Genomic DNA, 19,653 nt, shown 5'->3' with positions numbered 1-19,653 from the left:
CACGCGTCTTGACTGTGCTGCACCAGTGACGAGTGGGGTGAGGGGCGCGGATGCGTCGTACGAGCAGATCGAGCGAATCGAACAGATCGGGCAGATCGAGCCGGTGGGCCAGAGCGGCCGGAGTGATGTGCGGGGCCGCGGTGGCCGCCGCGACGCTCGTGGCCCCGGCCGGCGCGACGGGAACGCCGGGAGCGACGGTCGCGGAAGGTGACACCGGCCCCGGCCCCGGCCCCGGCGCCGCCGCCGGGGCCCGGCTGAGCACCGGCGGGACGGCACGGATCGACCGCGGCGGGCTGCGGGTGACCGGCCCCGGCGACGCGCCCTCCGGCCCGTACTCCTACGTGAGGGTCGGCGGCCGCACCGAGGTCACCCCGGCCGGCCGACAGGCCCCGCAGGCGACGACGGCCCTCGGCGGCCCGGCGACCGCACCCGCGAGAACCGCCCCCTCCGCCCCCTCCGCCCTCACGCCCCGGGCCACCGCCTCGCCGACCGCCACGCCCAACCAGCGGGTCAGGATCCAGCTGGTCAACGCGGACAACTGGGGCCCCCTCATCCACGTCTGGAACCGCCGCACCTGGCAGTACTACGACGTGGCCGAGCAGCAGTGGGACACCTACGGCACGGTCGGCCTGCCGCCCGGCGACTACCTGACCATCGGCGACTTCAGCACCTGGGGCCGGGACACCTACTTCCTGGCGAAGACGTTCACCGTCGGCGGCTCCGCGCTGACGGTCTCGCTGGACGCCAGGCAGTCCAAGCCGGTCCGGATCGCGGTCGACGACCCGAGCGCGACCCGCGCCACCTCCTCCGTCTGGTACACCCTGCCGAACGGCGACCTCGCCGGCTTCGCCGGCGGCTGGGGCAACCAGGTCTACGTGTCGCCGCTCGCGCTCAGCGGGGTCAACCTCAAGATCCACGACGTCCTCGAGCGGAAGGGTTCGAGCGGCAACCGGCCCAGCCCCTACCGCTACGACCTGGTGCACACCTTCGCCAACGGCGTCCCCGCCACCCCGGTCGTCCAGGTGCGCACCGCCGACCTGGCACTGACCCGTCCGTGGGTGAAGGCACCGGGCGCCGGGCTCAGCGCGGCCCTGTCGGTGGTCCCGCGGAACAACGACTCCTCGGCCGTGTACCTGCCGACCACCGTGCCGGCGGCCGCCACCTTCCGGCACTACCTGACGCCGGGCCAGCCCTTCGCCCGCGACTTCCGCCTGGGGTCCCTGGAGTTCGGCCTGCCGGACGTGGCCCTGCCCAAGGGCGCGAACCCCAACGAGACGCTCGGCCAGGCCCCGTACTCCGGACAGCCGGGCTGGGGCTCCTCCTCGTACCGCTCGGGCACGTTCTACCTGGACGAGACCAGCCCGCTGGCCGACGCGGCCGGGCGCCGCGGGACGGACCTGGACGCCTCCAGCGTCTACCGGGTCAGCGCCGACGGGACGCCGCTCGTCGACTCCGGGCTGCGCACCGGCTGGGACTCGGACCTCCAGGTCCCGGCGGGCTCGTACCAGAGCTACACGATCCGGCACACCGTCACCCAGCGCGGCACGGCCAACCGCCTCTCCCCGCGGGTCGAGACCGAGTGGACCTTCCCGCGCAGCGCGCTGCCGCCGTCGCGCACGAGCGCGCTGCCCGTCCTGGACGCCGCGTTCTCGGTGCCCGGCCTGGACGCGCGCAACCGCGCCGCGGCCGGCCCGGCCACCGTCCGGACCACACTGACCTCCAGGGTCGGCGCGGCCCCCACGCTCACCTCCGTCGAGTACTCCTTCGACGACGGCGCGAGCTGGCAGACCGCCCCGCTGACCGCCGACGGCGCCACCGGCACGGCCACCCTCGACGTCCCGGCCACGGCCGGCTTCGTCTCGCTGCGGGTCGGCGGCAAGGACGACGCGGGCGGCACGGTGGTCCGGACGGTCACCCGTGCCTTCGCCGGCCCCGGCGCGCAGACCACCCTGAAGGCGGGCACCCTCACGGTGGGCACCGTCGTCGTGAACAACGCCCGCCCGATCACCCCGCGGCTCTCCGACCCGATGCCGTACGAGGCGCGGTTCACCGTCTCCGGCGCCACGAGCGCCCTCAAGGCGGGGCTCACCTTCCGCCACGGCACGTACACCGCGCCCGACGGCCTGCTGGACACCGGCGAGGCCACCTGCACCAAGCGGGCCACCGGCACCGTCCACGACTGCGTGGCCCGGTTCGAGCTCGCCGCCGAACACCTCGGCCTGAACAGGCTCGCCGGCACCTGGTCCGTCGACGCCTGGGCCCACTCCGCGAACGGCGGTCTCCACCAGGGACCGGTCGGCGGCCAGGTGACGTTCAAGCGCTCCACCTCCCTGACCATCACCGCCACCCCCCAGCCCGTCACCCGCGGCGGCACCCTCACCGTCAGCGGCCGGCTCTCCGGCGCGGCCTGGGAGTACGGCGCCCCCACCGGGCTCGCCGGACAGAAGGTGGAGCTGCAGTTCAGGAAGGCGGGCACCGGCACCACCTGGTCGACCGTCGCCGCCGGCCGGACCGGCTCGACCGGCGTCGTGACCCTCAGGCGCGCGGCCTGGAGCGACGGCGCGTGGCGGCTGCACTACGCGGGCTCGACGAGCACGGTCGGCTCGTACTCCTGGGCCGACAACGTCGACGTCCGCTGACGCGGACCGGGGGTCGCGGCCGTCGGCACGACAGGTCGCGACCCCCGTGGAAGACTGGTCGTACGTGGGATCGCGCGGGTCCTCGAAGTCCCGTGACGGGACGCCCTCCCCGGCGCACCACGATCCCCTTCCCACCCCTCCGTACCACCCGCCTTGGCAGGGCGCGCCCTCGCGCGCGCTCCTGGAGCCAGAGGGAGGACGTCCGAGATGACCACGACCGGCAACAGGCGCGCACTGCCCGCGCGCACCAGCACCACCATGGACCTCGGCGACGACCACGCCGTCCAGTTCCTGGAGTTCCCCTCCGGAGCGAAGGCGATCGTGGAGGGCGGTCGCGCCGTCGCGCAGCTCCCGACCACGCAGGACCGGATCGACGCACCGCCGGACGCGGGGACCGCCAAGTACGGCGAACGGCAGGGCTACGACGAGTCGGCCGTGCGCACCACGGACGAGCAGATCTGGTTCAAGAACACGTTCTGCAACGGCTCCCAGGCCTGCGTCCAGGGCTGGGACTGGGCGATCTGCTCGACGGCGTGGGCCGTCGGCAGCGGGACGGGCATCGCGATGGTCGGCTCGGAGGGCTCGCGCAACGCGACCCTGTTCGCCGACTTCTGGGAGTGCATCTGCGTCGGCCCGTTCTGCGTCGGCGGGCACGAGTGCTTCTGGGTCGAGCAGTGGCGGGGCCTCGTCGTCCCGGGCCACTGGGCCTCGGTCCGCTTCCAGCCCGGCCACAAGTACATGCAGTGGCGGCTGGAGGGCGCGGGCGGCGACACCCAGGTGAGCCTCGCCGCCCAGTACAACTGACTGCCTTTCGGGCCGGAACCCGGCCGGATCGGCTCGGGCCCTAGTCGAACCAGCGGTCCCGCGCCAGCTCCGCCGTCCGGGACGGGTCCTCCAGGAGGGCCGCCACCTCGAAGCGGCGGGGCCACTGGCCCGCCGCCCAGGCCAGGCCCGCGGCGACGCCCTCCAGGGTGGCGGCGTGGATGACGCCGTCGGGGGTGCGCCGCCAGTCGAGTTCCGTGCCCGCGGCGCGCAGTTCCTCGTGCTCGACGTACGTGGCGGGGGTCGAGGGCCCGAGCAGCGCGTGCACCGCCTGCGGGACCTCGTGCTCCTCGCCGACCGTGCTGACCTCCGCCTCCACCGACTCGCTCAGCCGCCGCACCTGGAACAGCTCGGCCAGCTCGGCCGCCCGGGCCGGGGCGACCGGCAGCAGCGGCAGGCCCGCGGCCAGCGGCAGCAGGTCCGGGGCGTCGGCGACCAGCGCATCGGCCGCGTCGACGACCACCAGGGCGCCGTCCACGACCGCGCGCAGCTCGTCGGGGAGGGTCACCTGCTCCGGGTCCAGATCGGCCAGGGCCGTGTACAGGGCGTGGAGTTGGGCGCCCGACACCTCGCGGGACGGGTCGGCGAGGCGCGCCAGGAGTTCGGCGGCGCCGCCGGGCTCGTCCAGGAGGGCGGCGACGGAGGTCCGTACGCCCAGGGCGCGCAGGACCTGCTCGTCCTCGAAGCCGGTCGCGTCGGCGGAGTCGTACAGGCCGATGAGCAGCGGGTCGGTGCCCGCGGCGCGCAGTCCGGCGGGGCGGCGCCCGTCGAGGACCGGGTGGTCGCGCAGCCACCACGCGGTGTACGAGCGCACGGTCTCCGTCGTGCCGTCCGGCAGCAGCACCCGCACCGGCTGGGTCAGGGCGTCCCGCAGCGGCGGCCGGGCGAGCAGGGCGAGCGCCTGCGGCCAGGCGTCGTCGTCGACCAGGTCCAGGTCCCGAACGGCCACGATCTCCGTCGCGACGGGCGGCACCGGCGTCTCGGGCAGCCGGTCGAGGACGTCCTCGCACCACACGTCGACGGCGTCCAGGAGCCCCGCGTCGTCGGGCTCCGGGTAGTCGCCCTCGCGCGGCTCCAGCTCGTCCGGGTCCAGGACGAGGTCGGCGGCGCGGACGAGGGCGAAGTCGGCGAGCACCCCGCAGGCGGCCAGCGGCTGCTCGCCCCAGCGGTCGGCCAGCTCCTGGTCGACCAGGGCCAGTTCGCCCTCGCGCATCACGGCGGCGAAGGGCGAGCCGGGCAGCACGAGCTCGCCCGCCGGGGCCGGCTCGCCGTCCTCGTCGGGCAGCGCGAGCGCCCCGAGCCACGGCTCGTCGCCGGGGGCCAGGTCGGCGTCCCTGACGAGCGCGAGGACCGTCTCGGCGAGCTCCTCCGCGTCCAGCGCGTCGGCGTCCTCGTCCCAGATCTCCCCCGCATCGAGCGAGGCCGCGACGGCCGCCCTGACCTGCGGGGTCGTCAGCACGGCCCGGGGCGTGGCGGGGAGCGCGCCGAGCTTCTCCAGGAGCGGGTGGGCGGCCTCGGGGTGGGCGACCTTGAGGCCGAGGCGGGTCAGCTCGGCGGGGGTGTGCTCCTGCGGGAGGAGGACCTGGCGGGGGCCGATGGTGGTGCGGACCCGGGCGGGGGCCGGGGCGCCCTCGCCCTGGCCGTACGCGTCGGTGTCCGGGTACGGGCCGGGGGCGGCGTCCGGCTCGGCCGCCCCTTCCGGCACGGCCAGCGGCACCGGCAGTCCGGTCAGCCGGTCCGGATCGACGCCCGCGAGCGAGTCGTAGAGCCGCCACCACCAGGACGGGGCCCGGTCGACGCCCGCGAGCCGGTCCACGGCCTCGGTCAGCGGCACCCGGCCGACGCCGAGGGTGCGCAGCTCCACGCGGCGCTCCAGGCCCGCCGGGAGCAGCGTCGGGAAGACCTCGGCGAGGACCTCGACGGTCTCGGCGCCCGCGCCCTCGACGACCTCGGCCTCGATCGGGCGCAGCGCGGGCAGCTCCTCGGAGGCGACGGCGGGGGCGAGGAAGGCGATCCGGGGCAGTCGCTCCAGGACCGCGGCGCGCAGCGCACCGTCGAGGGCGCCCTTGCCGAGGGGCCCGGGCACGAGGTCGAGGGTGCCGGTGGTGACCGGCTGCCAGTCGGCGAGGAGTTCGGCGTACGCGTCGCCGGCCCGCTCCACGAGGAAGTCGGTGAGCGGTCCGGGGGCCGGGTGGCGGCGGGCGGTGTCCAGCGGGAAGGACGCGATGAGCAGGGCGGGGATGCCGAGCGGCTCGTCGGTGGGGGTGGGCGCGTGCACGACGGGGTTCGTACGGGGGTAGCGCGGCGCGCCTTCCGGGTCCACGGGTACGGCCCAGGTGACCGACCAGTGCGGGCGCAGCCGTTCCTCGACGGGACGGTCCTTGAGCAGGGCCGGGTCGAGGGGGCCGCCGTGGCTGACGGTCCGCCAGCGGTGGGTGCCGGCCGCCCGGTCGGCGGAGTCGTCGATGTGGACGTAGCCGTCGTGCTCGGCGCGGGTGAGGGAGCGGACGCCCGCCTCGGTCTCGACGACGATCTCGGTGAGGCCGGGCAGGGCGAGCAGGAGGGCGTCGTCGATCGAGCCGAGCAGGCGTTCGACGAGGTCGACGGCGGCGGAGTCCCGCAGCGGCAGGACGACGACCGTGTCGTAGCCGTCGGGGGCGCTGCCCTCGGCGGGCAGCGGGAGGCGCAGCAGCGGCACGTGCCCGTCGCGGCGGCGGAGTTCGTCGCCGAGGCCCGGGCTGTGGCGGGCCACGTCGCCGGCGAGCTCGCGGGCCTCCGCGAGGGACCAGCGGACGCCGCCGTGGCGGCCGAGGACGGCGGGCTCGTCGGAGACGGCGAGGACGGCGGCGAAGCCGACGCCGAAGCGCCCCACGGACCTGGTGTCGTGCTCGGTGCGCTTGGCGGAGGCGCGGAGGGTGGAGAGGCTCTCGACGCCCGCGGCGTCCAGCGGGGCGCCGGTGTTGGCGGCGGCGAGGACGGCCGGTCCGTCGGCGTCGGCCGGGTGCAGGGTGAGCCGGAGCCGGCCCGTGACGCGGCCGCGGGCGGCGGCGTCGGCGGCGTTCTGGGCGAGTTCGACGACCAGCCGGTCGCGGTAGCCGCCGAGGACGAGGTCCTCCTCGGCGTTGGCGTCCTCCCGGAACCGGGCGGGTCCCGCGGCCCATGCGTCGAGCACGCCTCTGCGGAGCCGTGCGGTACCGAAGGGGTCGGTTCCGTCGGTCGACGTCCTGACGCTGACGCTCACGTCTGACTCCACTCTGCGGGACGGGGATGTGGCCGGTGCCCGAAGGTACCGCGCCCCGCCCCGGGACCCGCGCGGGGGCACGTGCGCCCGCGGGGGGCGCGCGGAGGCACGCTCACGCCCCCACGACCACCACGCGCCGGTCCACCGGCCGGTGGGCGGCTTGCCCGCCCGGCGGGTGCGCGGCCGTGCGCGGCTTGCCCGTCCCGGCGGTGCGCGGCTCACCCGTCCGACCGGTCCGCGGGACCGTCCTGGGGGTGCACCGGCCTGCGCGCGGCTTGCCCGTCCCGGCGTCGCGCGGCTCACCCGTCCGACCGGTCCGCGGGCCCGTCCGGCGGCCCGTGGGCGGCTCGCCCGCCGCCGGTCCGTCCGTGCGCGGCCAGGCCGTCGGACCGTCCGTCCGGCCGGAGCCCGGGGTGGCTACGAGTGGCCCAGGTCTTCCGAGGTGCTGTCCGGCTCCGTCGTCGAGCCCGAGTCCTTCGCCGGGCGGAGCGGGAACTCGTCCGACGCCATCGAGTCCAGGACCGGCGGCGCCGGACGCGGCGGCTTCGGCATGACGGCGGCCTCGGAGTGCCCGCCGCAGCCGTACGCCAGCGAGACGACCCGCCCGTCCGCGGGCGAGAACTCGTTGGCGCACACACCGAAGGCCTGCTTCAGGGAGCCCGCCATCGGCACCAGGAAGGCGCAGGACTCGCAGGTCGCCGGCGCCGCCTGGGCCATCGGGGTCTTCGGGCCGAAGGCCTCGTCCCAGCGGTCGGCCGCGACGTGCAGGCCGTAGCGGGACAGGACCCGGGCCCGGCGCATGCCGAGCTCCTCGGCGACCGCGGCGATCGCACCCCGCGACGGGGTGCGGGAGGTGATCTCCGCGTCCTCCGCGTCGAGGTGGTCGGCCAGCTCCTCCGAGACCACGGAGTTCGGCGGCGGGGCGTCCTCGCCCGTGTAGCCGGGCTCGAGCCGCAGGTCGTCCTGCTCGGTCGGCAGCAGGTCGCCGGGGCCCATGTCGCCGGGGCGCAGCCGCTCGCTCCACGGCACCCACTCGGGGGCCAGGAGGGCGTCGGGGCCGGGCAGCAGGACGGTTTCGTCAAGCGTGACGTTCTTCGCCCGGGAGGCGCGGGTGACCGTCACGGCCCACCGCCAGCCGCGGTAGCCGGGCTCCTTGGACTCGAAGAAGTGCGTGACGACCCGGTCGCCCTCGGCGACGGCCTCGACGTGCTCCCCCACGATGCCGGGGGCGGCCGCCTCCTCGGCGGCCTCGCGGGCGAGGTCTACCGCCTCGACGCACAGGCGGTCGGGGGTACGCGTGGCTCGCGGGGTACGCGGGGTACGGCTTCGCGTCGTCGCAGCACTCACAGGTCTCGCTTCTCTCCTACGCCGTCTCACGGGTGCGCCGGCCGAGGAGCGGGAGCGAAGTCCCGGGTCGTGGGCGGAGCGGACCAGAGGGCCGCATCGACGTCCACGCCCGACATGACTCGCGCGTCTCGGGCACACCTATCGTCATCCATTCTGCGGGATGCCGAAGAGGCGCGCGGCCGAGAACATCCGCCGGTGACGCGCTACGCACGCTACCCTCTCCGCCGCCCGCCGCCCACCTGCCCGTACCAAGTGGCCCGCATCCCGGACGCCGTCCGGTGCCGTCCGGGCCGCGCCACGGTTCGTAACAGGGGCGCGTGGGGCACTATGACGGAGTGGCAGCCGCACGGTCTTCCGCACGATCCCATGATCCTGCCGGGCCGCTCAGCCGAGCGGGCCGGAAGCTCGGGCGCGCCCTCCACCTGCCCTTCACCGGTACGGCGCGCGGCATCCGCAGGGCCACCCACGCCCAGGGCGCGGGCGAGTCGGGACTCGGCAAGCTGATCGAGCTGCACGCCGTGAACGGCGCCGGCGACGTCATGATCACCGTCGCGCTCGCCACCACCGTCTTCTTCGCCGTGCCGACCGACGAGGCGCGCGGCCGTGTCGCGCTCTACCTGGGCATCACGATGCTGCCGTTCACCCTGCTCGCCCCCGTCATCGGCCCGCTCCTCGACCGCGTCCCGCACGGCCGCCGCGCCGCCATGTCCATCGCGATGCTCACCCGGGCGGTCCTCGCGATCGCCATGTCCGGGGCGGTCGCCACCGGGGGGCTCCAGCTCTATCCGGCGGCGCTCGGGGTGCTCGTGGCGTCCAAGGCGTACGGGGTGGTGCGCAGCGCCGTCGTGCCGCGGCTGCTGCCACCGGACTTCTCCCTGGTGAAGGCGAACTCCCGGGTCACGCTCGCCGGGCTGCTGGCCACCGGCATCGCCGCGCCCATCGGCGCGGCGCTCCAGCTGATCGGGCCGGGCTGGCCGCTGTACGGGGCGTGCGCGCTGTTCCTGCTGGGCACGTACTGGGCGCTGCGGATGCCGCACAAGGTCGACTCGGCGAAGGGTGAACGGCGGGCGCACCTGCTGACGCACGGCGAGAAGAAGCCGAGTCTGCGGACGGTCGGCCCCTCCGTCCTGCACGGGCTGCAGGCGAACGCCTCGCAGCGGATGCTGTCGGGTTTCCTGATCTTCTTCCTGGCCTTCCTGCTGCGGGTCCACCCGCTGCCGGGGCAGAGCGCGGCGGTGTCGCTGGGCATGGTGGCGGTGGCGGCGGGCACGGGGAACGCGTGCGGGACGGCGGTCGGCTCACTGCTGCGCGACCGGGGCCACGGGCCCGAGGTGATCATCGCCACGATGCTGTCGGTCGTGCTCGCCACGGCCGTCTGCACCGCGGTCTTCTTCGGCGGGCCGATGGTGGCGGTCCTGGGCGCGGTGGCGGGCCTCACCCAGGCCCTGTCGAAGCTGTCCCTGGACGCCCTGATCCAGCGCGACGTGCCGGAGCAGGTCCGCACCTCGGCGTTCGCCCGTTCGGAGACGGCGTTGCAGATGGCGTGGGTCGTGGGCGGGGGGATCGGGATCTCGCTGCCGCTGAACGGGACGGTGGGGATGGCGGTGGCCTCGGGGATCCTGGGCCTGGGCGCGCTGCTCTCCGTACGCGGCCTGCTCAGCGCCGCGCGACGGCAGAAGGGCCGTGGCGGGGCGCCCAAGGCACGGGTGGCGTAGGGCGGGGCAACCACCACGAATGCCCACAACGGGGGGCCGGTCGGGCGGCACGCCGTACCCCCGCGTGGCGTGGGCGCGGCGGCCCGATAGCCTTCGGCCCATGACCGTTGCGTTCCTCACCCGCAAGCGCCGCCGGGCCGTCGCGGCCCTCGGGGCCGTCTCCGCCGGGCTCCTCGTCCTCTCCGCCTGCGACAAGCCGACGCCGCTCGCGACCGTGACGGTCGGGACCTCGTCCGTGAACTCCGAGGCGGCCTGCTACAACGACGGCGACCCCCTCAAGGAGTCGCAGATCTCGGCCTGCCTCAACAAGAAGGCCGAGAAGTCCATCTCCGTCGAGTCCGACGACAAGATCCGCTTCGGTGTCGACCCGGACGTCGCCGACAACGGCTGGACGATCTTCCTGGGCGGCCAGCAGGCCGAGCCGGAGCCGTACAAGAAGACGTACCGGACCATCCCGGCCAGCGCCTTCTTCTCCAGCCAGACCGGCGAGGCGACGAACAAGACCCAGGTCACGATCGTCGAGAACACGGGCAAGACCGTGACCGGCATCTGGCACTTCGAGCTGAAGAAGAAGTCCTGATCCACCGGATCCTGATCGTGACGGCCGTGGCGGCGGAGGCCGACTCCGTCGGCCGCGGCCTCGCGTCCGCCGGGCCGGGCGAGGGCGAGACCCCGCTGCCCGGCGGCTTCGTGCTGCGCCGCCACGCGACGGCCGACGTGCTCGTCGCGGGCGTCGGTCCCGCGGCCGCGGCGGCCGCGACGGCGACGGCCCTGGCCTGTGCACCCGCCCCGTACACGCTCGTCGTGTCGGCCGGGATCGCCGGGGGCTTCGCCCCGCACGCCCCGATCGGGACGGTCGTCGTGTCCGACGCCGTCGTCGGGGCCGACCTGGGGGCGCAGACGCCCGACGGGTACCTGCCCGTCGAGGAGCTCGGCTTCGGGCGCTCCGCACACCCCGTGGGCGGCCCTCTCGTGGCCCGGATCACCGGGGCCCTCGCGGACGGCGGGCTGCGGCACGCCGTCGGGCCCGTCCTCACCGTCTCCACCGTCACCGGCACCGCGGGCCGCGCCGCCGAGCTGGCGGAACGTCACCCGGGCGCCGTCGCCGAGGCGATGGAGGGCTTCGGCGTGGCCGAGGCCGCCGCCGCGCACGGCCTGCCGGTCGTCGAGATCCGGGCCGTGTCCAACCCGGTGGGCCCGCGCGACCGGGCCGCCTGGCGGATCGGCGAGGCGATGGACGCCCTGCGGAACGCCTTCCGGCTGCTCGGCCCCACCGTCTTCACGGACCCGGAGGAGTCTGCCTCGTGACCAAGCTGAAGATCGCCTACTCGCCCTGCCCGAACGACACCTTCGTCTTCGACGCCTGGGCCCACGGCCGCGTCCCCGGCGCCCCGCGCCTGGACGTCACCTTCGCCGACATCGACCTCACCAACGGCTGGGCGGCGTCCGAGGACTCCCCGTACGACGTCCTGAAGGTCTCGTACGCCGTGCTGCCCTGGGTCCTCGACGAGTACGCCCTGCTGCCCTGCGGCGGCGCCCTGGGCCGCGGCTGCGGCCCGCTGGTGCTGACCCGGGAGCCCGGTGTGGACCTCACCGGCAAGACGGTCGCCGTGCCGAGCGAGCGTTCGACCGCCTATCTGCTGTTCCGGCTGTGGGCGGCGGACACCGTCCCCGGCGGGGTCGGCGAGGTGGTGGTGCTGCCGTTCCACGAGATCATGCCCGCCGTGCGCGACGGCAAGGTCGACGCGGGGCTCGTCATCCACGAGGCCCGCTTCACCTACGGCGACTACGGCCTGCACGCGCTCGCCGACATGGGCGAGCACTGGGAGCACACCACCGGGCTCCCCATCCCGCTCGGCGCCATCATCGCCAGGCGCTCGCTCGGCGAGGACGCCCTGCGCCGGCTCGCCGAGTCCGCACGCGCATCGGTCCGGATGGCCTGGGACGACCCCACCGCCTCCCGCCCGTACGTGCTGGAACACGCCCAGGAGATGGACCCCAAGGTGGCCGATCAGCACATCGGCCTCTACGTCAACGAGTTCACCGCCGACCTCGGCGAGACCGGTTACGCGGCCGTGCGCGGGCTGCTCACCCGCGCCGCGGCCGAGGGACTCGTACCGCCCCTCGGCCCGGACGCGCTGCGATTCCCCTGACGGGGCGGGACTACACGTCGAGCTGGTCGGCGACCGCCCGCAGCAGGCCGGCGATCTTCGCGCCGTGCGCCTTGTCGGGGTAGCGGCCGCGCTCCAGCATCGGCGTGATGTTCTCCAGGAGCGTCGTGAGGTCCTGGACGATGGACGCCAGTTCGTCGGGCTTACGGCGCTGCGCCGCGGCGACGGACGGGGTCGGGTCGAGGACCGTCACCGAGAGCGCCTGGTCACCGCGCTGTCCGGCGACCACGCCGAACTCGACCCGCTGGCCCGGCTTGAGGGCGTCGACGCCGTCCGGGAGCACCGACGAGTGCACGAAGACGTCGCCGCCGTCGTCGCGGGAGAGAAAGCCGAAGCCCTTCTCGCTGTTGAACCATTTGACCTTGCCGGTAGGCACGTCCGTCCTCGTCCTCGTACTCGATGGGTGCGCCGGGAGCCCGGCTCGGAAAGAAGAAGAAAAACACGGCGGGTCACCGCCGGTGCACCAAGGCTAATGGGATCGGGCCCGCTGACAAGACGTCGCCGGACGGTTGGCCGTGCCTGGGAACTACCCTGGCCGAATGCGTAGTGAAACCCCCTCGGCCGCCACGGCCCCCGCGGACGACAGCGCTCCGGGCGACGGCCTGGTCCGCGCCGGCGCGATCCTCTTCATCGTCGGCGCGGCGGCGACGCTGGTCACGGTGGCTCCGCTGTTCCTCGGGACGGACCCGTTCCCGACCGTCGCCTACCTGGTCTCGATGCTCATGGGCGTCGGGTTCCTGGTCGCCGGCGCCGGGGTGCTCCGCTCGATCGCCGCCCAGCGGCGCCGGGCCCGGGCCGTCCAGGCCGCGACCGCTCAGCCGCGGTAGCCCTCCCACCAGGCACGGAAGTCCGTCAGGTCGTCCAGGACGACGTCCGCGCCGGCCGCCCGCAGCTCCTCGGGGGCGCACGGGCCGGTCGCCACGGCGACCGAGAACGCGCCGGCGGTCGCCGCCCCGCGCACGTCCCCCACGTGGTCGCCGACGTACACCCCCGCGCCGTGGGCGCGCAGCGCCTGCGCCTTGCCCTCCGCGAAGAGCCCGCCGACGACGGCGTCGGGCTCGATGCCGAGGTGCGCGAAGTGCAGCTTGGCGTGCGGCTCGTTCTTGGCGGTGACCACGATGGTCCGGCCGCCGGCCTCGCGAACGGCTTGAATCGCATCCATCGCCCCCGGCATCGGCAGCGTCGGCTCGATCGCGTGGACCCCGTAGAACTCCCGGTAGCGGGTCGCCATCTCCGGCACGCGCTCCTGCGGGAACCAGTGCGCGAGCTCGTGCTCCAGCGGCGGCCCGAGCCGGCTGACGACCAGGTCGGCGTCGATCGGGACGCCGGTGTCCGCGGAGAAGGCCTCGAAGGCGGCCTTGATCCCGGGGCGGGTGTCGAGCAGCGTGAGGTCCAGGTCGAAGCCGACCGTGAGCCGGCTCTGGGGCGTGAGGGCGGGAGTCGTCATAGGGGTCATTGTGCCCGGGTGTTCGAAAAGGGCCGCTGTCTAGACTTAGCCAAGCCTTACCGAACCTCGTCCCCCCGATGGGTGTACATGACCGCCCCACACTCCCGGCGCGTGGTCGCGACCACGGCGGCCGCCGCCGCCCTGCTGCTCGCGATCCTGCTCAGCCTCGCGGTGGGCGCCCGCGCCGTCCCTCCCGCCACCGTCGTCGACGCGCTGCTGCACGGCGCCACCGGCCCCGACGCCGAGGTCGTACGACAGCTGCGGGTGCCCCGGACCCTGATCGGCCTCATGGTCGGCGCCGCGCTCGCCGTGGCCGGGACCGCCCTTCAGGGCATCACCCGCAACCCGATCGCCGACCCCGGCATCCTCGGCATCAGCCAGGGCGCCTCGGTCGGCGTCGTCCTCGCCATCGCCTTCGCCGGGGTGCACTCCCTGACCGGCTACGTGTGGTTCGCCTTCGCGGGCGCCGCGCTCGCCTCCGTCGCCGTGTACGCCGTCGCCGCCGGCGGCCGGGGCGGGGCGACCCCGGTGAAGCTCGCGCTCAGCGGGGCGGCGATCAACGCGCTGCTGCTCTCCGTGACCACGGGCGTGCTCACCACGAAGGCGTCCGCCCTCGACGAGTTCCGGTTCTGGCAGATCGGCTCGCTCGACGGCCGCGACGCCGTCATCGTCGCCCAGCTCTGGCCCTTCCTGCTGCTCGGCACCCTGCTCGTGGTCTTCGTCGCCCGCGGCCTCGACGCGCTCGCGCTCGGCGAGGACGTCGCCAAGGGGCTCGGGCAGCGGGTCGCGACCGTGCGGATCGTGGGCGGCGTCGGCGCGACCGTGCTGACCGGCGCCGCCGTCGCCGCCGCGGGTCCGATCGCCTTCGTCGGCCTCGCCGTCCCGCACATCGCCCGCGCGGTCGTCGGCAGCGACCACCGCTGGGTGCTGCCGATGGCGGCGCTGATCGGCCCGGTGATGCTGCTGGTGGCGGACGTCCTGGGCCGGATCCTGTTCCCGCCCGGCGAGGTCCCGGCAGGCGTGATGACGGCGCTGATCGGCGTGCCCTTCCTGGTGGCGCTGGTCCGGCGGAAGGCGGTGCCCGCGTGAGCGCGCTCGCCCCTCCCTTACGCCCCGCCGGCCACGCCCTGGTCCGCGTCGGCCCCGCCTCCTTCCTGGTGCACCGGCGCTCCGCCCTCGTCGCCGCCGGGCTCGTCCTCCTGCTGGCCGCGGCCTGCGTCGCGTACCTCTGCGTCGGCGAGCGGTTCGTCGCCCCCGCCGAGGTGCTGAAGGTGCTCGCCGGGCAGTCCTCGCCCGCCGCGTTCGTCGTCGAGGACCTGCGGCTGCCGCGGCTCGCGACCGGACTCGCGGTCGGCGCCGCGTTCGGGATCGCGGGCGCGCTGATCCAGACCGTCGCCCGCAACCCGCTCGCCAGCCCCGACATCATCGGCATCAGCCAGGGCGCGAGCGCGGTCACCGTCGCCGCGATGACCTTCGGGCTCGCCTCCTACACCGTCCTGCCGTACCTCTCGATCGCCGGCGGGCTGCTCGCCGCGGTGCTCGTGTACGTCTTCGCCTGGCGCGGCGGGCTGCACGCCACCCGCTTCGTGCTCATCGGCATCGGCTTCGCCATCGCGCTGCGCTCGCTGACCACGCTGTTCATGACGAAGGGCGACTACCTGGTCGCCCAGCAGGCCAAGATCTGGATGACCGGCTCGCTCAACGGGCGCGGCTGGGACGAGTCGCTGCCCCTGCGCGTGACCCTGCTCGTGATGCTGCCGGCCGTGCTGTGGGCGGCGCGGGCCCAGCGGACGGTGTCGCTCGACGACGACACGGCGACCGGGCTCGGCGCCCGGCTCGGCCGGGTGCGGCTCGGGCTCGTGGCGGTCGGCGTGATCCTCGCGTCGGTCGCGACCGGAGTGGCGGGACCGGTCGACTTCGTGGCCCTGCTGGCCCCGCAGGTGGCCCGCAGGACCACCCGTACGGCCCAGATCCCGCTGCTGTGCTCGGCGCTCATGGGCGCCCTCGTGGTGGTCCTCGCCGACCTGCTCGGCAGGCGGCTCCTCTCCCCCACCGAACTGCCGGTGGGGGTACTGACGGCGGCGGTCGGCGCCCCGTACCTGATCTGGCTGATCATGCGCAGCCGCGGAGTAGGAGGCAGATCGTGAGCAGGCTGGCGGCGCGGGAGCTGACCCTCGCGTACGAGGAGCGGACCGTCGTCCACGAGCTGGACCTGGCGATCCCGGACGGCAAGGTCACCGTCATCGTCGGCCCCAACGCCTGCGGCAAGTCGACCACGCTGCGGGCGCTCGGGCGGCTGCTCAGGCCCGCGGGCGGGGCCGTCCTGCTCGACGGCGAGGAGCTCGCGAAGCTCCCCACCAAGCGCGTCGCCCGGTCCATCGGCCTGCTGCCGCAGACCCCGGTCGCCCCGGAGGCCATCACGGTCGGGGACCTCGTGGCGCGCGGACGGCAGCCGCACCAGGCGTGGTGGAAGCAGTGGTCCGAGGAGGACGAGCGGGCGGTCGTCGACGCCATGGAGCGCACCGACGTCAGCGCCCTGGCCGACCGCTCGGTGGACGAGCTCTCCGGCGGCCAGCGCCAGCGCGTCTGGATCGCGATGGCCCTCGCCCAGGACACCGACCTGCTCCTCCTCGACGAGCCCACCACCTACCTGGACATCGCCCACCAGGTGGAGGTCCTCGACCTGGTCCGCCGCCTCAACCACGTCCGCGGCCGCACCGTCGTCCTCGTCCTGCACGACCTCAACCAGGCGGCGCGCTACGCCGACCACCTCGTCGCCATGAAGGCGGGCCGGGTGGTCGCGGAGGGCACCCCGGCGGACGTGGTCACGGCGGAGCTCGTGCGGGAGGTCTTCGGCCTGGAGTCCGTGGTGGTGCCCGACCCGGTGACGGGCTCGCCCCTGGTGGTCCCGGGCGCGCCGTGGGCGGCGCGCACCGAGCCGACTAGCCCGTGACCCGCCGCGACCGCCACAGCAGATAGAGCCCCGACGCGATCGCCGCGCCCCGCAGGGTCCAGGGCCAGGTCTCGGAGAGGGCCGTGCCCAGCGCCTCGCCGCCCGTGGCCACCCGTTCGCCCCAACGGCCCTCGACACGGCCCCAGAGCCAGACCGCGCCGGCCGTGACGGCGAGACCGGGGAGGGTGAGGGCCGCGGCGCGGCGCTCACGGGAGGCGTAGGCGAGGAGCCAGCCGGCGGCCAGCGGGAGCAGCCAGCCGCCCGCGGCGCCGGCCAGGAGGAGCACGGCCGAGACGAGGAGGAGGGGGCTGCCGAGGCGGAGGCGACGGCGGCGGGGCTCCGGACCGTCCGGGGCCGTGTCGCCGCCGGAGCCGTCCGCGGACGCGTCGCCGCCCTCGCCGCCCTCGCCGTCCTCCTCGTCCGGCGGCGGGGGCTTGAGGAGCTCCGGGATCTCCACCCCGCCGACGAAGCCGGGGACGGCCCCGCCGTCGAAGGGGTCGTCGGCGTCGGGACGCCACCAGTCCGGCTCACGGGGTGCGGGCAGCGTGCCCGGGGTGACGGGCGGTGTCCCGGGTGTGCCGGCGCGTCGTTCGTTCTCGTTCCCCACGGCATGACGTTAGCGCCCGCGCAGGGGCTAACGTGGTGCGGATGGGGATCGGTGAGCTCGACCGGGAGGCGCACGTGCCCGAAGCAACAGGTGTCGCCGCGGCGCCGCGCACCCTCGCGGAGGCGCTGCGCGCCGGCGGCGACGAGGGCATCGCCGCGCTGCTGCGGGCCCGCCCGGACCTGCTCTCGCCGGTGCCGAACGACCTGACGCAGCTGGCCACCCGGGCCGGCACGCGTGCTTCGGTGGTGCGGGCCCTGGAGCGGCTCGACCGGTTCGCGCTGCAGACGGCCGAGGCGCTGGCCGTGGCGCCGGACCCCGCCCCGTACGCCGTGCTCCTCGCCCTGCTCACCGGCGACGGCGGCGACGCCGTGATCGAGGCGGCGCTGCCGCGCGCGCTCGGCGTGCTGCGCGAGCAGGCGCTCGTGTGGGGCGACGACGAACGGCTGCGGCTGGTACGGACGGCGCGGGAACTCCTCGCGCCCTCGGCCCAGCACCCCTCGCCGACCGGGCTCGGTCCGACCGTCGCCGAGGCGACGGCCGGCATGTCGCCGGGGCGGCTGCAGGAGATCATCGCGACGGCCGGGCTGCCCGCGACGCACGACCCGGTGTCGGCGGTCGCGGCGCTGACGGCCCTCTTCACGGACCGTACGAGGATGGCGGCGCTCCTCGACACCGCACCGCCCGAGGCGCTCGCGGTGCTCGACCGGCTGGTGTGGGGCCCGCCGTACGGCGAGGTGACGGCGAGCCCGGCACCGCCGGTGCGCTGGCTGCGCGACCGGGGGCTGCTGCTGCCGGTGTCGACGCGGACGGTGGTGCTGCCGCGCGAGGCCGCGCTGCATCTGCGCGGCGGGCGGGCGCACCGGGTGCCGGAGCCGGTGCCGCCGGTGGTGGAGACGGCCCGCGAGTACCGTCCACAGGTGGTGGACAGCGCGGCGGCCGGCCAGGCGTACACGGCGCTCGCGACCGCCGAGGAGCTGCTGAAGTCCTGGGACCAGGGCGGCCCGCAGGTGCTGCGGGCCGGCGGCCTGTCCGTGCGCGACCTCAAGCGCACCGCGGCCGCCCTCGACACGACCGAACAGGTCGCCGCGTTCTGGCTCGAGCTGCTGTACGGCGCGGGGCTGCTCGCCTCGGACGGCGAGGCGGACGAGCGCTACGCGCCGACGCCCGCGTACGACGACTGGCTCGACCTGCCGCCCGCCGAGCGCTGGGTCCGGCTCGTCGTCCCGTGGCTGGCCGCCACCCGCACCTCCGGCCTGGTCGGCACCCTGGACGGCAAGGGCCGTGCGCTCGCCGCCTTCGGACCCGGCCTCGACCGGGGGGCGGCACCCGAGGTGCGGCACCGGGTCCTCGCCCTCCAGGCGACGCTCCCGCCCGGCGCCGCGGCGGACCGCGCGTCGCTGCTGGCCCGGCTGCGCTGGGACCGGCCGCTGCGGGGCGGGTCCGGCGGCCCCGGCACCGAGTCCGCGCCGGGCGCCGAGGGCGCCCCCGCCGACCTGCGCGCCCGGATCGCCGGCTGGACCCTCGACGAGGCCGAGCTCCTCGGCGTCACCGGCCGCGGCGCGCTCGCCTCGCCCGCCCGCGCGCTGCTCAACCTGCCCCTCGCGGAGGCCGCCCCCGAGGGCGCGCACCCCGGCGACTGCGAGCCGTCGGTCGCCGCCTCGCGGGCCGCGACCCTGCTCGCGCCGCTGCTGCCGGAGGCCGTCGACCACGTGCTGCTCCAGGCCGACCTGACGGCCGTCGCCCCCGGGCCGCTGCGCCGGCCGCTGGCCGAGACGCTGTCCGTGCTCGCCGACGTGGAGTCGAAGGGCGGCGCGACCGTCTACCGCTTCACCCCCGGGTCCGTGCGCCGCGCCCTCGACGCCGGGCGCACCGCGTCCGACCTGCACGAGTTCCTCGCCGCACACGCGCGTACGCCGGTGCCGCAGCCCCTGTCGTACCTCATCGACGACGTGGCCAGGAAGCACGGGCACCTGCGGATCGGGGCCGCCTCGGCGTATGTGCGCTGCGACGACGACGCGGTGCTCGGCGAGATCCTCGCCGACCGGCGCTCGGCCCCGCTGCGGCTGCGGCGGCTCGCGCCGACCGTGCTCGCCGCCCAGGCGGACCCGGGCTCGCTCCTGGAGGGGCTGCGGGCGATGGGGTACGCGCCGGCGGCCGAATCCGCCGAGGGCGACGTCCTGATCACCCGCGCCGACGCCTACCGCACCCCGGCCCGTACCGCCCCGGCGCCGGTGCCGGACGGCCCGCCCGCCCCGGACGGGACGCTGCTCGCGGCCGCGGTGCGGGCGATCCGCGCGGGCGACCGGGCCGCCACGGTGGTCCGCAAGGAGCCGGGCACCCCCCTCGCGCCGGGCGAACTCCCCCGCACCTCCCCCGCCGAGACCCTGGCCACCGTGCAGGCCGCCGCCCTGACCGGGACGGCCGTGTGGATCGGCTACGTCAACGCGGAGGGCGCGGCCAGCCAGCGGGTCATCGCACCGGTCCGCGTCGAGGGCGGCTTCGTGACGGGCTACGACCACACGGCCGACGAGGTCCGCACGTACCCGCTGCACCGGATCACGGGCGTGGCGGAGCTGGCGGACGACGAGGTCTGACCCCGGCGGCGCCTCGGTCACCCGGCGCCTCCGCGGGGACACCGGCCTGGTCTTGGCCCACGGCGAGCACGTCATCGACGCCGTCGCCGCGAACACCCGCGACGCCGGCCTCCGCAC

The 19,653-nt window shown here is 75.7% G+C and carries 16 protein-coding genes; 11 read left to right on the top strand and 5 right to left on the bottom strand.

Annotated elements, in window-relative coordinates; genetic code table 11:
• Nucleotides 1-140: 140 nt before the first annotated feature.
• Both ACH414_RS15260 and ACH414_RS15255 read left to right on the top strand, forming a co-directional pair.
• Nucleotides 141-2,639 (top strand): hypothetical protein, encoded by a 2,499-nt coding sequence (locus ACH414_RS15260; RefSeq protein ID WP_398942080.1) that lies wholly within the window; start codon nt 141-143, stop codon nt 2,637-2,639.
• 207 nt (nt 2,640-2,846) lie between these two features.
• Complete coding sequence (locus ACH414_RS15255; RefSeq protein ID WP_382532897.1) at nt 2,847-3,443, top strand: hypothetical protein; 597 nt, start codon at nt 2,847-2,849, stop codon at nt 3,441-3,443.
• A 40-nt stretch (nt 3,444-3,483) separates the two neighbouring features.
• Here ACH414_RS15255 and ACH414_RS15250 read toward each other — a convergent pair whose 3' ends face one another.
• Together ACH414_RS15250 and ACH414_RS15245 are read right to left on the bottom strand one after the other, a co-directional pair.
• Nucleotides 3,484-6,714, bottom strand: a complete 3,231-nt coding sequence (locus ACH414_RS15250; protein ID WP_386565454.1) for a sacsin N-terminal ATP-binding-like domain-containing protein — start codon at nt 6,712-6,714, stop codon at nt 3,484-3,486.
• A 405-nt stretch (nt 6,715-7,119) separates the two neighbouring features.
• Nucleotides 7,120-8,049 carry a DUF3027 domain-containing protein gene (locus ACH414_RS15245; RefSeq protein WP_382532901.1) on the bottom strand — a complete coding sequence of 310 codons (930 nt, stop codon included), beginning with the start codon at nt 8,047-8,049 and terminating at the stop codon, nt 7,120-7,122.
• 335 nt (nt 8,050-8,384) lie between these two features.
• On the opposite strand from ACH414_RS15245, the gene ACH414_RS15240 reads away from it, so the two are divergent.
• The 4 genes from ACH414_RS15240 (at nt 8,385) to ACH414_RS15225 (ending at nt 11,917) form a co-directional block, all read left to right on the top strand.
• Entirely contained in the window at nt 8,385-9,764 is a 1,380-nt protein-coding gene (locus ACH414_RS15240; protein WP_382532903.1) for an MFS transporter, read from the top strand.
• A gap of 100 nt (nt 9,765-9,864) precedes the next feature.
• Nucleotides 9,865-10,344 carry a DUF2771 domain-containing protein gene (locus ACH414_RS15235; RefSeq protein WP_382532905.1) on the top strand — a complete coding sequence of 160 codons (480 nt, stop codon included), beginning with the start codon at nt 9,865-9,867 and terminating at the stop codon, nt 10,342-10,344.
• Entirely contained in the window at nt 10,341-11,072 is a 732-nt protein-coding gene (locus ACH414_RS15230) for a futalosine hydrolase (protein WP_382533345.1), read from the top strand. The genes ACH414_RS15235 and ACH414_RS15230 overlap by 4 nt, the downstream gene beginning before the upstream one ends.
• Complete coding sequence (locus ACH414_RS15225) at nt 11,069-11,917, top strand: 1,4-dihydroxy-6-naphthoate synthase (RefSeq protein WP_382532906.1); 849 nt, start codon at nt 11,069-11,071, stop codon at nt 11,915-11,917. The genes ACH414_RS15230 and ACH414_RS15225 overlap by 4 nt, the downstream gene beginning before the upstream one ends.
• A 10-nt stretch (nt 11,918-11,927) precedes the next feature.
• Here ACH414_RS15225 and ACH414_RS15220 read toward each other — a convergent pair whose 3' ends face one another.
• The gene (locus ACH414_RS15220) at nt 11,928-12,311 is read right to left on the bottom strand and encodes a cold-shock protein (protein WP_382532908.1); all 384 of its coding nucleotides are present in this window, start codon (nt 12,309-12,311) and stop codon (nt 11,928-11,930) included.
• A gap of 163 nt (nt 12,312-12,474) precedes the next feature.
• Here ACH414_RS15220 and ACH414_RS15215 point away from each other — a divergent pair, with 163 nt between their 5' ends.
• A complete protein-coding gene (locus tag ACH414_RS15215; RefSeq protein ID WP_382532910.1) occupies nt 12,475-12,762 on the top strand; it encodes a hypothetical protein in 288 nt (95 codons plus the stop codon).
• Here the strand turns inward: ACH414_RS15215 and ACH414_RS15210 are convergent.
• Nucleotides 12,750-13,391, bottom strand: a complete 642-nt coding sequence (locus ACH414_RS15210; protein WP_382532912.1) for an HAD family hydrolase — start codon at nt 13,389-13,391, stop codon at nt 12,750-12,752. The genes ACH414_RS15215 and ACH414_RS15210 overlap by 13 nt on opposite strands.
• Before the next feature lie 78 nt (nt 13,392-13,469).
• Here ACH414_RS15210 and ACH414_RS15205 point away from each other — a divergent pair, with 78 nt between their 5' ends.
• Genes ACH414_RS15205 through ACH414_RS15195 form a run of 3 tightly spaced genes read left to right on the top strand, consistent with a single transcriptional unit; the run spans nt 13,470 to nt 16,335 of the window.
• Nucleotides 13,470-14,471, top strand: coding sequence for a FecCD family ABC transporter permease (locus ACH414_RS15205; RefSeq protein WP_382532914.1), 1,002 nt, complete (start codon nt 13,470-13,472; stop codon nt 14,469-14,471).
• Nucleotides 14,468-15,529 (top strand): FecCD family ABC transporter permease, encoded by a 1,062-nt coding sequence (locus ACH414_RS15200; protein WP_398942075.1) that lies wholly within the window; start codon nt 14,468-14,470, stop codon nt 15,527-15,529. Before ACH414_RS15205 ends, ACH414_RS15200 begins: the two co-directional genes overlap by 4 nt.
• Nucleotides 15,526-16,335 carry an ABC transporter ATP-binding protein gene (locus ACH414_RS15195; RefSeq protein ID WP_386565463.1) on the top strand — a complete coding sequence of 270 codons (810 nt, stop codon included), beginning with the start codon at nt 15,526-15,528 and terminating at the stop codon, nt 16,333-16,335. Before ACH414_RS15200 ends, ACH414_RS15195 begins: the two co-directional genes overlap by 4 nt.
• Here ACH414_RS15195 and ACH414_RS15190 read toward each other — a convergent pair.
• Entirely contained in the window at nt 16,325-16,942 is a 618-nt protein-coding gene (locus tag ACH414_RS15190) for a hypothetical protein (protein WP_398942073.1), read from the bottom strand. The genes ACH414_RS15195 and ACH414_RS15190 overlap by 11 nt on opposite strands.
• A gap of 41 nt (nt 16,943-16,983) precedes the next feature.
• Here ACH414_RS15190 and ACH414_RS15185 point away from each other — a divergent pair, with 41 nt between their 5' ends.
• Entirely contained in the window at nt 16,984-19,536 is a 2,553-nt protein-coding gene (locus ACH414_RS15185) for a helicase-associated domain-containing protein (protein ID WP_391769322.1), read from the top strand.
• Nucleotides 19,537-19,653 lie beyond the last annotated feature (117 nt).

The sequence above is a fragment of the Streptomyces sp. NPDC020422 genome, assembly GCF_044386705.1.
Classification (GTDB): Bacteria; Actinomycetota; Actinomycetes; order Streptomycetales; family Streptomycetaceae; genus Streptomyces.
This window is presented reverse-complemented; position numbering and strand designations above follow the sequence as displayed.